The organism is Caballeronia eucalypticola, assembly GCF_047608185.1.
In the GTDB taxonomy this organism is placed as follows: Bacteria; Pseudomonadota; Gammaproteobacteria; order Burkholderiales; family Burkholderiaceae; genus Caballeronia.
Map to the genome: position 1 here is coordinate 900 of NZ_JBLKRU010000038.1, position 14,175 is coordinate 15,074.

The window sequence follows — 14,175 nt, forward strand, 5'->3', positions numbered from 1 at the left end:
CTGGTAAATAAGGATTCCTTATTATAGAATGAAACATAAAAGAAACTGTCGTTTTTTATGACACAGTGAGACTAAGCGAGCGCGTTGGTATCATCGTCAGGCTGAATTCTAAAACTGCATCCATCGCCGTCAATGACAGCGAGGGTCACTGGCGTGTTTCCTACGCTTTGCTGCGAAAAATCGTCGACATCTAGCGACTCGCACAAGGAGACGGGAGTTCAGCTGGAGCCGCCATTGGGATGATGACGTCGGTGAGGCGGCTGCAGATTGCTTTCTGCCGGCGCACGCCATGGAAGCGCGAGAGTTGGGCCTCATTGCCTGCGAATGCGTGCTCCCGACCCAAAGCGGTCTGCCGTTGCACAAAAGGGAACGTCCGCTTACCGCGCCGACGCGGTCGCACCGAGCCAGCTTTTACCGACATTTCACGCAGGCGATCGATGCGCTTGTTGAAACGAACGATTTGTTGTTTCGTTTATCATCATTTAAATAAATTATTTTCATAAGCTGGTATCTATGGGTAGTCACATATGTTATCAACGATAGATTTTAAATGCTATCGTCGTTGCGGCTACACGTCGGACGGGGTGGCTCGGCAGCTCTGAATTCGGCGCACTCCTATAACGCCAAGACTTCATTGCACATTCATATCTGTAGCTTAGAGATCGAGTTTCTGGGCGTTTTGTGGGGATGCTTTGGGCTGAAGACCTCAAACCGGCGCGCGCCTCAAGGGCGAGTTATAGCAGTGGGGCCGCTCGAATGCGCCAGATAACCGCCGTCGACCGCAAGGGTATGACCGGTTACAAAGCTAGCGCGGTCCGAGGCAAGAAACCGAATCGCATGTGCGATCTCTGAAGGGGTGCCAGTTCGCCAACCGCTGGTAGGCGACATTCTTTGCGCGTGGACCCATTGGGGCTGTGCGGCCCGTGCTTTCTGACACAAGCGTTCCCGAAGAGAATCGCTTTATCGACTGGCTTACTGGCTCAGTCAGTCTAAAACCCGCCCATCACTCGTCAAAATTATAAGAATTGACAAATGGTCTTGCTCGATCTCTAACGAAATGGATAGCAGTCGGCGAGGCAGATTTAATCTACGAGGCGTGGAGAATTTTACATGTCGTCTTTTCAAGACAACCGGTCGTTGACCGGTGGCCTTGAAAGAAAAGCTTTGCCGTGGAAGAAACGTTTCTGCAGAAACTTGGACATGGCGATAACGACCGTCACTCGGACAAACTAATAATGTCTTTGTTTACACACCCCGACAACTACAGACGCTTCAATGCATCCGCAGGAAGACTGAATCGATATGACTCAGTTATCGAGCCGTGTTTTCGAAGTTCGTTGCGCTGCGCTCTAACAAGTACCCGCTTCTCTTCAGTCACATTCACGTTTAATTCTGCTTGCCGAGGGTTGAAGTCGGTGTCGCGCTCTTTGGCCAACGCGCCAGATGTGTTCAACGAAGCTATGCTCTGCTGTGACAGTTCTTTCGCTTGCAGGCATTTTTCAACCTCTCGCTCGGTGCGACGGTCGTTGCTCTTGATTGTGAATTCCGCGTCTCCGACACGACCGGACGGGTTATACATGATCGAGCTTACCAGTCCGTCGAGCGCACAGTCCTCTTCCTTCCGGCGATGTTGAATGTCGCGTATTGGTCGTTCTGGTATGGCGAGGCGAGTAATACCCCGATCATTTATCGCGGCCAAGATTTCTGTGTGGTCATTTGAAACTTTAACTTCGCGACGCGCCGGCCAAAAATCCATGTTCCCTAGTGCACCCCACCAATCGCCAACGTGGATCGCGAAGATTTCAGGGTAAATCTTTCGCTCAGTTCGTCGCATCGGCTTGACGTCATAGAAGCACGTGCATGCCAGTTGAATCAGGTGTGTCGCGCCGATAGCTCCAAGCGGTTCATAAACGATAATCGCGAAGCGGTCGTGCTCGTTCCAAGCTGGAAAAACGTCAGACCTGGAAGCTTGCTTTCCGCCAAAATCGACCTCGTAAAAGTCGGAACTCAGCGCTTCGATCACATGCATGGTATCTCCTACACTCAGTTTGATTCCGGTGCCCGGCACTGGACCTCGTTGCACTCGACACGAACTTCGTAAGTCTTGAGCCCGCATTCCGCAGGACCGTCAATGACTGCACCTGTTTCGATGTCGAATCGCGCGCCGTGAAGTGGGCACTCAATCTCCTTGCCCTCGAGCCATCCATCGGAAAGCAAGGCATACGCGTGAGGACACACGTTATCAGTCGCAAAATAGCGGTCGTCTACAAAGTAGACGGCGATGGGTTTGCCGTCCACCTCGGCCGCGAGCACGGTATCGGGCTTCAGACTGCTTACATCACAGATGCTAGTCCAAACTTCGTTCATTGAAATTCATTCCCTTTGTTTTAAAACAAGTCGAAGCAAACCATTCGCCGGTCTTCTATGCCTACGCGACGGCCCGCGGTGCTGTGTATTGCGACGGTAATGGCGTTCCTCGCTTGATCGCGCGTCTGATCGCAGAGACGTCTTTCCCACGATTAACGGCAATCGCATTGACCAAACGGTCGTCTGCGTCCCAGCCCAAGAGAACCCAGTTGTCCGCGCCGCAATCGCCGACGGTAGAATGCTTCGCTGCCAACTGAGGAACGCCGAGGCACTGAATGTTGCTGTTGAACTGATCAGACCAGAGCCATGGCATTTCACCATACTCCGCAGCTGTGTCTCCGGCTGCTGCGCGCCCAGCGACACCGCCCTGATCGCTTGCAGCCATCCAAGACTCCGACCGTACCCGCGTTCCGAGATGCGTAATGGGATAGTTGGTAACCTCTCCAGCTGCGAAAACGTTGGGGTCCAGTGTCGCGCATCGGCTATCGACCACAATCCCGTTATCAACGCGCAATCCGCAATCTCGAGCCAATTCATCGTTCGGCAACACGCCAATGCCGATTACCACTACATCGGCGACAACTAAGCCTGCTGACGTGTCCAGCACAATCTTGCCAGCGGATGTGTGCGAAATATGCCTGACGTTCGCGTTTAGGTGAATCGTGACGCCCTGCGAGACGTGAAGTCCATGCATCCATTGGCTAAGGACCGGTGATCCGGTCCGTGCTAGCAGCGTCGCCTGCGCCTCGAGAACGGTCACTTTGCAGTTGCGCTTGCGGGCGGCCGCCGCCACTTCAAGTCCAATGAAACCTCCTCCGACGACGACCACATCGGCACCATCAACTAGCCGGTTCCGAATTGCCGTCGCATCGTCTAGCGTGCGCAAATAATGCACCGGTGCCTGTACGACGTCATCGCCTAACTTGCGCACCCTTGACCCGGTCGCAACGATAAGCTTGTCGTACGCAATGGTGCGCCCGCTTATGAGTAAAACATGGGAATCTCGTCGGTTAATTTCTACCACCGAACTTCCGAACATGGTGGTCACCCTCGTATTACTTTCGTTCCAAGATACTGGGAGATACGAGGGTTCCACATCGGACGCCGCAAGGAACGCCTTCGACAGGTGCGGTCGATCGTAAGCAGGCTGTTCCTCGGCCCCCACAATGGTCACGTAAGCGTCGGCACTCATCTCGAAGATGCTCCTGGCCGCTTGATGCGCGGCAAGTCCACCGCCTACGACCACAAAACGCTTCATTTTTTTGCTCCCGGTGTGCTTACCCGTACTTTAGAGGGCTCAATCTTGTACTGCAATGCACACATTTCTATCATTTGATGTAGTACAGATCGGTGAGATTATGAACGCTCCCGGCAGGTTGCCGATCTAGCCCAGAAGCGCATGGATTTAGATTTGATCAAGCCCGGCGAAAAGCTCCCATCTCTTCAACCGCTCGCGGCGAAAACAGTATTCAGCGTCGTCACTCAGTATCAGGCCTACGAGGTGCTCGAGTCGCAAGGCATCTGCGGAACCGATCGCACTTTCACGCCCAAGGTGCCGCAGAAGGTACTTAAGCTGCGGTCGCACCCCATGCCGGTTAAGTCGCCGGACGATCTCTTCGCATCGCGAGCGCCCATTAACGCAACCGCGCCTGCAATAATGTTCTCGGCATGCGGAGATACGGAGGAAGATGCCTTTTTGGGCGCTGACTCATTGGCGGACTGTGCTTAATCTCGCCGAGATAAACTCAGGCGGCTAGGGGATACGATGTTCGTAACCAGGCACACCGACAAGTCTGCTGCCTACTCCCAAATCCGACGATCCAAGAGAACCTCTGGGAGGTCCGAAGCAAATTGTGACATTACGGAGGTGCCGCAAAGCTGCTAACAACCACGCGACGTTACGGCTTCGGCAGGCTTAAACGGCCCTATGCAGACAATCTTACGAAGCTCGCGCCACACATTTCTGGGACATTGCGCCCAGTGACGCGGCCGGCCCTAGACATATCTAAGTGCCTTACGTGCATCCCGCTACTCCGTAGCTGTCACGGCGATGACACATCCCACTAATGTATATCGCCAGCGGCAGCTTACGTAAGGCCCTTGCCCTTCGTCTCCTGCGCGAACCATTTTGACGATCCAGGCAAAGATCAAAAAACGTTTTATCGAATAGGCATACAACCGTCTTCTGATTACGCTCTGTCCTCCTTACTATCTTTCACCTACAAACTTATTTCACGAGGGACCAGTCCACTTCGATTCCAAGACCGGGGACGTCGGGCACTGATGCGCACCCGTCTTTGATCGTTACGCCACCTGAGAACCAGTTACAGTTCAAAGCAATCATCGACTGATGTCCTTCATCAACGGGGAAGACATGCCGGCAACTGATCGCCGTGTGGAAAACTGCAGTATCACCGAGCACAGTGTAAGGAGCGGTGTCCAAGCTGACGCCAATCGCCGCAGCTTCGCATATCGCGATAATCTTGCGAGCTTCGAACATGCCTCCGACACGCGCTAGTTTCAAAACGATCCGGTCGCAAGCTTTAGCTTGCACAATACGAATCATGGCCTCGGCCGACCAGACGGATTCGTCGAGAATTTGCGGAACGCCGCTTGCCGCGCGGACGTGGGCCGACCCATTTACGTTGTCGTATGATAATGGCTGCTCCATCGACAGGTTGCGATGGTGCGCGAGTGAACGGAGAACCGAGATAGTTGAGCCTTCATTCCACCATGCTTGATTCGCATCCGCGTCGACCATGATGTGACCCGGGATACACTTTAGCGTAGCTGCGAGCTTGTCCGCTTCGAGTGTTAGGTCTTGAAAATTCCATCCGTTTGCGATCAAACGGTCGCCGACTTTGATCTTAAGCGCCTTAAAACCTCGAGCGATAGCGGCGCGGCAATCGGCGATCGCTTTGTCAGCAGTGTTCTGGTACGTGCAAAACATCAGGGGTATTTGACATGCATTCGCGGCGCCACCCATCAGCTTGTATGACGGAACTTCCCACAATCTTCCGACGACATCGAACAAAGCCATGTCAACACCCGATCGAGCGCCTCTCGCTCCAGGTATGCCGCTGCCGTAGCAGTTCAACATCAGCGAATGGCAAAGTGCGAGATTCGTCGGGTCAGCTAACTTGAGCACACGATCGTAAGCAGCAATGATACTCAATATTTGCTCAGGTGTCTCATTCAAGTACCACAGTTGGGTCGAGATCTCGCCGACGCCATACATCCCAGATTGAAGTGTGACCCTAACAAGAAAATTGATCGGCGACGTTGGCCAGGGGGAGTCTTCTGAATCCCATGTTTCCTTGATTGAGCTTGTGGGCATGCGCCACGCTTCGATGCTTGCGATTTGATCAGCACGTACCATCACGTCCCTTGTTAGTTGTCAGGCAACGTATAAAAAAGCCGGTCCGTAGCCGACAAGCATTGTTCGAAAAACGTGTTTTGTATTGGCTGTCACGTCCAGCCTCATATAGGTTTTAAAGATCGTCGACTGCCCATAGCCCGTACAAAAGCCTGATCGCAGCAAAGCGGCTGTGCAGAGTAAGCGATAACACATCGCTCATGCCTCCACGCACTGAGCGTGGCGTAGGTGAGACGATAGGCAATCGACGTGCTAACTCCTGCTTAGCGCGCGAATCGGCATGGTCTGTGAAACAGCGCAAATTCAGCGGCCCGGTTCTTTGATTGTTAGTGCATTCTTCACCGTTGTTATGCCCGGAACGCCCTTCGCTATCGAGCCAGCAGTATCGGACTGAGACGCATCGGGGACGTGTCCTACAAGGGTTATTGCACGGCCTTTGGCAAGTACATTGATGCCCGGGGTGTCGACGCCGCCTTTCGAGAGTGCTCGAAGCACCTTCTTGCTGAGCGCCCGATTCGCCTTTCTAGTCGCAGAGCGAGATGATCCTTGTGTTGTGGCCGAAGTGGCAGAATCTGCGGGTGTGCGCGATGGCTCGCTGCTTTGTGACCAAGCATTCAAGGATGCAGCAAGGATCAACCCAGCACCAATCAGTTTGAGTGCGTTGTTAGCGTTCATTATTTCTCCATTGTTGACGTCTTAGGGGCAAAGCTTTTCGAATCCCGTTATGCCGTAATTATTCCAGTCGTCGTCCTCGATCGAACGGACCCGTTCGTCGAAGGTTTCACCGAATCGATATCCGGTAAAGCGGCCAAGCCAGAATAACATTCAGACTGCAGTGCGGTCCGAAGCGCATTCCTCATTGCGCCGATCTAAGCTTTGCCATTCGACCGCCGTCGATTGCCCATGCCTGACTATAAACAAAAGACGACTCCCTCGAGGCAAGCCGAGCCACACTATTGGCGATCTCTTGTGGCTTTCCCGGCGCCCAACCGGATGCATACCAGCGATTTCTTGCATTGGCTTCGCTATTCGGCAAATCTTTGATGATGCCCGTGTTCAGATCAGTTTCGGCCAACCCTGACACGACCGCGTTGCAACCGCTGCATTCACCGCCGTGACCGATCGCAACCGTGCGGGTAAAGCCGTAAAGGCGTGCCTTCGGTTCTCTGCGACCCTAAAGGCTGAGCACTCCCGCCCTTTTAATCGATTGGACTCCTAAACATCAGCGCATTGACGGCGGACTTAGTCTGCTTCATCGACTACTGCAATCGACGTAAGATCGCTCCAAATCTTGCTGCTATTAATCCCTAGCCGGTTCACTCGCGGGACGTTTTCGGCCGGAGGTTTGAGCAAGCCGAATGGCGCGATCCGTGCCGGCCAAGCCGGCTTGTTGAAAATCCTTTACGCGATGTCGCCCTCAAGGATGAGGAATTCTCGCGTCGATGCTTTGAGTGCATGCGTTTTAGCCTCTACGTATGCGGGGTCTGCGTAGCAGGCCTTCGCCTGCTCATAGGACGGAAATTCCACAGCCACAATTCTAGTCGTCGATTTGCACTCAACCAAGACCGTACCGAAGTCTATAGACTTCAGCTTTGCGCGGTACCTCTCCGCTATGGGAGCCCAAAGCTTGACGTACTCCGACTGCTCTTCCTGATCGTCGATCTCTGAGCCGAGCACAATCCAATAGCCTTTCATTGTTTAACCTCTGATTAGTTATTCTTGGCCACTTGGAATGCAAGCCATTAGTTTGGGTATTAAGGGGTTCCATTGAAACTCTGAATCCAACACAGCGTGAACGATCGCTGTTTGTCCAGAGTGGAGCTCCGTCCTATTCAATTTCGAACATCGCGACACAATTTTTCCTTATGGCTAAAGTATTTGTATTTCATACCTCAGCCACAAGAAGCGAGGTTGTCGTCTAGCGCAATGTCTATAAAGAAGCCTTGACTTTCGCAGCAACGTCCGACGGTACCCACTTAGTCCATACTTCCGGCTTCTCCTTGAGAAAGCGCTTTGCTCCGTCATCGCCGGTTGCTTGGTTATCTGTCATCCAAACCATCACCTGCTCAACGTCCGCCACAGTGAACGTCCGAGTTTTCAGGTATTTGAGAACATCCGAAGGTGCTGCGTCCACAAAGGACTTAGACATGACCACATAGACGCCCATCACCGGCCATCCGGTCGGCTTTGGGTCAGGACAGTCTGCAACCGTCGTGCATCTTTTCCATTCATTTTCGTCGACCGGCTCGTCAACGCCGAGTCGCACCATTTTGTATTTCCCGAGGAGTGAGCTCGGTTCCCAATACACCCCCAACCAACCTTTTTTTCGCTCGTAGGCTTTTGCAACGGAACCGTCTAAGCCTGCAGCCGAACCGGAATCGATAAGTCTGAAACCTGCTCGATCCGCTTTGTACGCCTTAAAGATCTGCGCGGTGTTTACCGTCGCGCCCCAACCTTGCGGGCCATTATAAACAGCGCCCTTTCCCGGGTTTTCGGGATCCGGAAAGAGTTCAGGATGCTTCAAAGCATCAGCAATCGTCTTGATGTCGGGATGCGCATCAGCGATGTATTTCGGGATGTACCATCCTATAGTAGTGCCTTCCTTAATTGTCTTCGCGCCCACAGAGATTTTGCCGGATTCCATCCCTTTCTTCAAGATTGTAGGTAGCTCGTCAATGTTTCCCTCAGAAACAAGGTCCGGTTTTCCCTTATCGACCATTGCGGTTAAGGTTGGAACTGTGTCTCCAACTGTTGTGCTTACTTGGCAGCCAAAGCCCACGCCGAGGATGAGCTTGTCGATGCTCGCTTCGAGTTCTGCGCTCTGCCAATTCATGCTCGCGATCGTCACATTTCCGCACGCAGCGTTGGCGGAGGACATACAGCAGAGTATTCCAGATGCGATAAGCATCCCAAAATGTTTTCGCATGACGTCAAGTTTCCTTATAAAGTCGCCGGCTTCCCGGTGTACACATTGGATTTAACTACTTATTGCAGGACATGGCGACACATTGAGGCGCCAATATATTAACTGCGCATTTGGGCTAGAAGACTTACGGTACCGTCCTCTTCTATAATTTGATCAGCTGTCTGAATCGTATCTCGGGCGGATGGCCTATTCCACGTCGTCAACGCGCGCGCCAGCTGGCGGAGGGTGACGGTTCCCACAGCCTGATTACCATTGAAAACGGTTAAGGTTTCTATGTCCCCGCTCAGTGACAGTACCGACATTGCGTCCTCAATGGTCGTGTTGACGTTGACGCTTCCCGTAATCGACGACACGCCAGGCCGCAAGGGAGACATTACCGACTCGACCGTCACTACTCGCCCGCGGTTTACTTGCCGAACGAAGTTCATTACATATTCGTCAGCCGGACGTAAAACGATGTCCTGCTTCGTTCCCTGCTGGACGATGCACCCATCTCGGAGGATGGCGATTTGATCACCGAGGCGGAGAGCCTCATCGAGGTCATGGGTGATAAAAATGATGGTCTTGCGGATCTCTTTCTGCAGGTCGAGTAATACGGTTTGCATATCCATGCGGATAAGCGGGTCCAACGCCGAATACGCTTCATCCATAAGAAGAACTGGTGCGTCCATCGCCAATGCACGTGCGAGCCCTACTCGCTGCTGCATCCCGCCCGATAGCTGATTCGGGTACCGCTGCTCATAACCCGTAAGACCCACGCGATCGATCCAACGCATGGCAGTTTCAGCAGACTCCTTGCGCGATACCCCACAGACTTCAAGACCATATAGGACGTTATCCAAAATATTTCGATGAGGGAGTAGAGCGAACTTCTGAAAGACCATCGCGGTTTGCCTTCGACGAAATTCACGCAAGTCTCGGAACTTCATCTTGCAAACATCGACCCCACCAATGAGCACTTCTCCGGCAGTAGGATCGATCAGCCGATTGATGTGCCGAATAAGTGTTGATTTACCCGACCCAGAGAGGCCCATAATGACCTGGATGGATCCGGACGGAACGTCTAAATTGATGTCTTGCAAACCAAGCACGTGTCCGGTTTTCTTCAAAAGTTCGGCCTTTGACAAACCGCTCTTGACTGACTGAACATGAGACTCAGCTTTTGGCCCGAAGATTTTATACAGATTTCTAACTTGGATCCCAGCCGATCGCATATCTGCTTTTTCAGCCATGGACAACCTCCCGATACTTCTGCAGTCGTTTGCCATACGCTTGGCTGACTCGGTCGAAAATGACTGCGATCCCCACGATAGCCAGTCCATTGAAAATGCCAAGCGTGAAGTATTGATTAGCAATGGCCTTCAGGACAGGCTGTCCAAGTCCTTGCACACCGATCATTGCGGCTACAACGACCATCGCCAAGGCCATCATTATGGTCTGGTTCACCCCCGCCATGATGGTCGGAAGCGCAAGAGGCAACTGAACCTTCACTAACCGTTGCCATTGAGATGACCCAAAAGCATCGGCCGCCTCAAGGATGTCGCGATCGACGAGGCGGATCCCAAGGTTGGTCAAGCGGATCATCGGCGGTATAGCATAAATAACAACGGCGATTAGGCCAGGGACGCGGCCGATTCCTAGTAGCATCACGACCGGAATGAGATACACGAAGCTAGGCATCGTTTGCATCACATCGAGGATAGGGTCAACCACCCTGCGGACTCGGTCAGACTTCGCCATGACGATACCAATCGGCAAGCCAAATGCAATTGACAGCACAGTGCATACGAAAATCATTGAGACCGTTCTCATTGTGTCCAGCCACATGTCCAGATAGCCGATAATCGCGAGTGTCACGAGGCACCCAACGACAATCTTCCAACTTCTGCTAGCAACCCAAGCGATGGCTAAAATCATCAGCATGACGAGCGGCCATGGCGTTTGCGTCATGAAGCGCTCAACCCCTAGCATAAATTGTTGCAATGGTCGAAAGGCTTCGTCGATTGAGTCTCCGTACGCGCCGGTGAATCCTCTGAATCCATCGTCGATTGAACGCTTAAGGAGAACAAGCGTGTCATCCTGCATGTGTGGAAATTTATTTATCCAGTCCATCGTTCCTCCTTAACTCCTTCTCGTTGAAACACACGCGAATAAAGCACGGGCACCTCTCTGCTGCGATCCCCAAGGTTTATCTTTTAGGGCGCACGGGACTCGCGAATAACATTCGCTGGTGCACCGACCCAAGGATGTAGTGCGCGGCACTCCATGCCGGAGCAGAAGTGCCGCCCTGCTAGCTTCGCATGGGAGTTCAGTCCATTCCATTCCTCCATCGTGGGCAAGGTGTATCGACCAGCCCGAACTGAACTTGAAAACATATCTTCGCGAACTCACGACAATGTTGCATGGCTGCCAACTGCTACTTGAGGGAGCTTGGCTCTACTCGACGGTGCGACTTAGATGCGTGGCGTCCTTGACAGATTGTTCACCACGCAAACGCCGTTGCAACCGCTCCCAACTCATCACACCGGTCCCCATTAAACGTTTTGATATTCATCCCCCTAACCAAAGGTCGGTTCGCAATGAAACCACGCAAGGTCAGCAAGGGGAGCTTGCAGCCTACAAAAAACTTGCCCAATGGCGCCAAAGCCGGGGCGCATAATTTTGTGAGCCAACTATATGATTGCCAATAAATTTCTGCAATAAAAATTTTCCATACCTTTTTTTTCTGTAAAAATGGTATCTAGTCGATAGTTGAGGCGTTGGAGTTGGGAGCGCGGCTGGTCTGTTCGAGGCCCGCATCTTAGCTGACAGCTCGCGCCACGCATGCTTTGAGCGTCCGGCTGACCGAATCGGCAGGAATGTGCCAGCGGCATAAGCCCGGAAGGTGATAGCTTCACGTTGTCTGCCAACTTTCTGAGCAAACCGGCTGCTTCGCATTTTTTCACAAGCACGGAGTTCGTTTCCACAGCTGGGAGCAGCACCGTTGCCAGATGGGTTCACCCCGCTGTGTTTACCAGTCCATGACAATCGGCGGATAGCCGACAGCCAAGCGCCTAACAAACACAGAAGAGCCCGACTATGAAGTTGAACAATCAGGGGCTCAAAGGTAAAGAATCTGACGTTGCAGTCCGTTTCGGGAGACGGAAAGTAGCCCGACGGCACATTGCATAAGCCTTTTTTCGAGGAAGTGTTGATTGCATCAAATTTTGACCCACTTGACGCGGTAATCGAGCGAGCTGCGGGGACTCGACCAGGCAAGGTTCAGAAAGTGATACGCTTGTCGGGCCTTGACTGAGGGGAAAATCATGGCAGCAAGACGTTCTGATCGGCGTCACAGCGATGAGTGAAATCTCGCACTTTTGCGCGGAAATCCGCGCCGGCAAGATTGGTCGTCGTGACGCCAGCCGAACTCATGGACTTTCGGCCAATCTTGTACAACTATGATTGACACAGTATGACCGCGGCGATCTGAACGACGAAGAGGCTGCAGCCAGTTTGGTAGCTGAATACGAAGCGAAGGTCGCCGCGCTTGAACGCGAGGTTGGCCAGCCCAGGATGGAACTCGATCTGCTTGAAAAGGTCCGAGGTTGCGTCTCGTGAGCGACAGCGCATCATCATCAATTTTTGCGCGGCCCGCATCCCCACTCGATCAGACAAGGATGCAAAACGATCGACCTCGCACGTAGTACCTTCTACTAACGCTCCACCGCGCACGAAGCGTCGTTATCAGATAACGGGCTAGTTGATCTGATCGGCAAGATCCATAACGAGTTTCCCGAATATAACTACCGGCGTGTGACTCTTGAGCTACGTCATCGCGGCTACCGGGTGAACCATTAAAGGGTACTTTTTAAGTCGTACATCTGTACGGCGAAGGATTTCAACCTAAAGTTATCTTAATTGCATCCTCTCGAGTCAGTGCTGGAAAATGATAGGTTAATCCTTGACGTCGTGACGGGCGCGCATGCGTTCGCCGAGTGCACGTAGCCGCGCTTTCTGACCCGAGGTCCATTCGGCTGAAAAGTTTAACGCCACGAAGTTGCGAAATGCCCCTGCGGGTGAAAAGTATGGACCGGGCATAAAGTCGAAAGTGTCTAGTTCAGCGGTCATTGCCAGTCGCATAGAGTCGAGGTGTCGTGGGCCTCGAACCCAGCACATGAAGCCTCCTGTAGGCACCGAGACCAGTGTCTGAGCTGGAAAACCTGTCCGGACGAGATCGATCCCTTCATGCATGCGTTCCTCCAAGGTCTGCCGAATGTGTCGCAGCTGCCGTTCCGCAAGGCGGCTATTTAAATACTGCGCCAAAGCCATTTGGAGCGCGCGGTGAGGCATGTTCACCCCGCTGAGTTGCCGAGTAGCCAATAGCTTTGCCGCGTGTTTTTCTGCCCCCACAACCCACCCGATTTCAAAGTCCGAAGATAAATAGGATGTCGTTCCCCCGAACTGAACTACTGTGTCGTTCCTATCGATCCCGGCAAGTGTCGGTGAGCCGAGTGAGCTGTAGCCCAGGTCGCCGGTCACCCCATTCTCGATAATTACGGCGCCGTGTCGCTCTGCTGCTTCCACTAACCGCTTCAGAGTATCCCGGTCATAAGTTTTGCCAGTCGGCACGCGGTTCGTACCCGCCATCACGCACAACCTGACGCCCGTGGTCTCCAGGATATGTTCAAACTGACTCGGATCAACGCCGAACTCGGGATGCGAATAGATTTCGATCGCTTTGATCCGTCGATGGCGAAGACTTTCCAAAACCGAATATGAGGACGGGCTTTCGACCAGCACCGGCCGATCGCCTTCCGTGAAGCTGTCAAGACAGAGGTTGAAGCCCTCGATCGCAGACCGCGTGACTACAACCTGGTCCTGCGACGCTTGAATGCCCCGTTGTGCCGCCCTCTTGGCGATTGCAACCCGCAGGGCCTCATCTTCTCGATTCGAGCCGTTACCGTGCGGGTATGTGTGAAGCAGCGCGCGGCGAAAGCCCCGCGCAAGTGTGGTGTCAGCCACGTTTCCAAAGGCCGGGAGCATCATGTCCGGCGCCGTTCCATGGAATTGAGCTCGCGATGCAAATGCATCAGCAAGTGAGCGCACGTCGTCCGGCGGCATTACTGAAAGGGAGTGTGATCGCCGCGGAACGGTTTTCTGTGGTCCTGTTAGCGCATAAAAACCTGAGCGATCTCGGGAACTGCAAACACCCTGCGTCTCGAGCAACTCGTACGCTTTATACACGGTGACCACGCTGAATCCAGTTTCTCCAGCGAGTCGGCGCAGCGAGGGAAGCTTGTCGCCCGGTCTAATCAGTCCCGAATCGATGCGCGTCTGAACAAGCTCGGCAACCTGTCTGAAGCGTTCCATTTAATCTCCGATCTGTACTACATCAATCGTTTAATTTTGTGTATTGTAGTACAGGAGCGCATTCTCTAACGTCGGAGATACGGACTACGTGAGCGTGCAAATATGCAAAAACTTGTGCTTGTTGGCGGCGGCCCTGCTGCGCAGCGGACGGCTA

Annotated in this window: 13 protein-coding genes and 3 pseudogenes; 3 read left to right on the forward strand and 13 right to left on the reverse strand. The window is 53.1% G+C overall.

Annotated features, from left to right (window positions below):
- Positions 1–723: 723 nt before the first annotated feature.
- From ACMX25_RS30805 to ACMX25_RS30820, 4 genes and pseudogenes are all read right to left on the reverse strand, one after another.
- Positions 724–960, reverse strand: a pseudogene (locus tag ACMX25_RS30805) (SDR family oxidoreductase); the annotation flags it as partial.
- Positions 961–1,261: 301 nt separating this feature from the next.
- On the reverse strand, positions 1,262–2,029 hold the full coding sequence (locus tag ACMX25_RS30810) for a hypothetical protein (protein ID WP_414953700.1): 768 nt from the start codon (positions 2,027–2,029) through the stop codon (positions 1,262–1,264).
- A gap of 14 nt (positions 2,030–2,043) precedes the next feature.
- Entirely contained in the window at positions 2,044–2,367 is a 324-nt protein-coding gene (locus tag ACMX25_RS30815; protein ID WP_414953701.1) for a Rieske (2Fe-2S) protein, read from the reverse strand.
- A 61-nt stretch (positions 2,368–2,428) separates the two neighbouring features.
- Positions 2,429–3,625, reverse strand: a complete 1,197-nt coding sequence (locus ACMX25_RS30820; protein WP_414953702.1) for an NAD(P)/FAD-dependent oxidoreductase — start codon at positions 3,623–3,625, stop codon at positions 2,429–2,431.
- 141 nt (positions 3,626–3,766) lie between these two features.
- On the opposite strand from ACMX25_RS30820, the gene ACMX25_RS30825 reads away from it, so the two are divergent.
- A complete protein-coding gene (locus tag ACMX25_RS30825) occupies positions 3,767–4,096 on the forward strand; it encodes a hypothetical protein (RefSeq protein WP_414953703.1) in 330 nt (109 codons plus the stop codon).
- A 498-nt stretch (positions 4,097–4,594) separates the two neighbouring features.
- Here the strand turns inward: ACMX25_RS30825 and ACMX25_RS30830 are convergent, their stop codons facing one another.
- The 8 genes and pseudogenes from ACMX25_RS30830 to ACMX25_RS30865 form a co-directional block, all read right to left on the reverse strand.
- Positions 4,595–5,704 (reverse strand): mandelate racemase/muconate lactonizing enzyme family protein, encoded by a 1,110-nt coding sequence (locus ACMX25_RS30830; protein ID WP_414953704.1) that lies wholly within the window; start codon positions 5,702–5,704, stop codon positions 4,595–4,597.
- Positions 5,705–6,046: 342 nt separating this feature from the next.
- Positions 6,047–6,418: a BON domain-containing protein gene (locus ACMX25_RS30835; RefSeq protein WP_414953705.1), complete on the reverse strand. Its 372-nt coding sequence runs from the start codon at positions 6,416–6,418 to the stop codon at positions 6,047–6,049.
- A 21-nt stretch (positions 6,419–6,439) separates the two neighbouring features.
- Complete coding sequence (locus ACMX25_RS30840; RefSeq protein WP_414953706.1) at positions 6,440–6,568, reverse strand: hypothetical protein; 129 nt, start codon at positions 6,566–6,568, stop codon at positions 6,440–6,442.
- A 31-nt stretch (positions 6,569–6,599) separates the two neighbouring features.
- Positions 6,600–6,890 (reverse strand): annotated as a pseudogene (locus tag ACMX25_RS30845) (SDR family oxidoreductase); the annotation flags it as partial.
- 254 nt (positions 6,891–7,144) lie between these two features.
- Positions 7,145–7,438, reverse strand: coding sequence for a DUF1330 domain-containing protein (locus ACMX25_RS30850; protein ID WP_414953707.1), 294 nt, complete (start codon positions 7,436–7,438; stop codon positions 7,145–7,147).
- A 235-nt stretch (positions 7,439–7,673) separates the two neighbouring features.
- Positions 7,674–8,621: a glycine betaine ABC transporter substrate-binding protein gene (locus ACMX25_RS30855; RefSeq protein ID WP_414953708.1), complete on the reverse strand. Its 948-nt coding sequence runs from the start codon at positions 8,619–8,621 to the stop codon at positions 7,674–7,676.
- Between the two features lie 146 nt (positions 8,622–8,767).
- Entirely contained in the window at positions 8,768–9,901 is a 1,134-nt protein-coding gene (locus ACMX25_RS30860) for a quaternary amine ABC transporter ATP-binding protein (RefSeq protein WP_414953709.1), read from the reverse strand.
- The gene (locus ACMX25_RS30865; protein ID WP_414953710.1) at positions 9,894–10,781 is read right to left on the reverse strand and encodes an ABC transporter permease; all 888 of its coding nucleotides are present in this window, start codon (positions 10,779–10,781) and stop codon (positions 9,894–9,896) included. Before ACMX25_RS30865 ends, ACMX25_RS30860 begins: the two co-directional genes overlap by 8 nt.
- A 1,332-nt stretch (positions 10,782–12,113) precedes the next feature.
- On the opposite strand from ACMX25_RS30865, the gene ACMX25_RS30870 reads away from it, so the two are divergent.
- Both ACMX25_RS30870 and ACMX25_RS30875 read left to right on the forward strand, forming a co-directional pair.
- Complete coding sequence (locus tag ACMX25_RS30870) at positions 12,114–12,269, forward strand: hypothetical protein (protein ID WP_414953711.1); 156 nt, start codon at positions 12,114–12,116, stop codon at positions 12,267–12,269.
- A gap of 141 nt (positions 12,270–12,410) precedes the next feature.
- Positions 12,411–12,506, forward strand: a pseudogene (locus tag ACMX25_RS30875) (hypothetical protein); the annotation flags it as partial.
- Positions 12,507–12,605: 99 nt separating this feature from the next.
- Here ACMX25_RS30875 and ACMX25_RS30880 read toward each other — a convergent pair.
- The gene (locus ACMX25_RS30880) at positions 12,606–14,021 is read right to left on the reverse strand and encodes an aminotransferase-like domain-containing protein (protein WP_414953712.1); all 1,416 of its coding nucleotides are present in this window, start codon (positions 14,019–14,021) and stop codon (positions 12,606–12,608) included.
- Between the last annotated feature and the right edge of the window lie 154 nt (positions 14,022–14,175).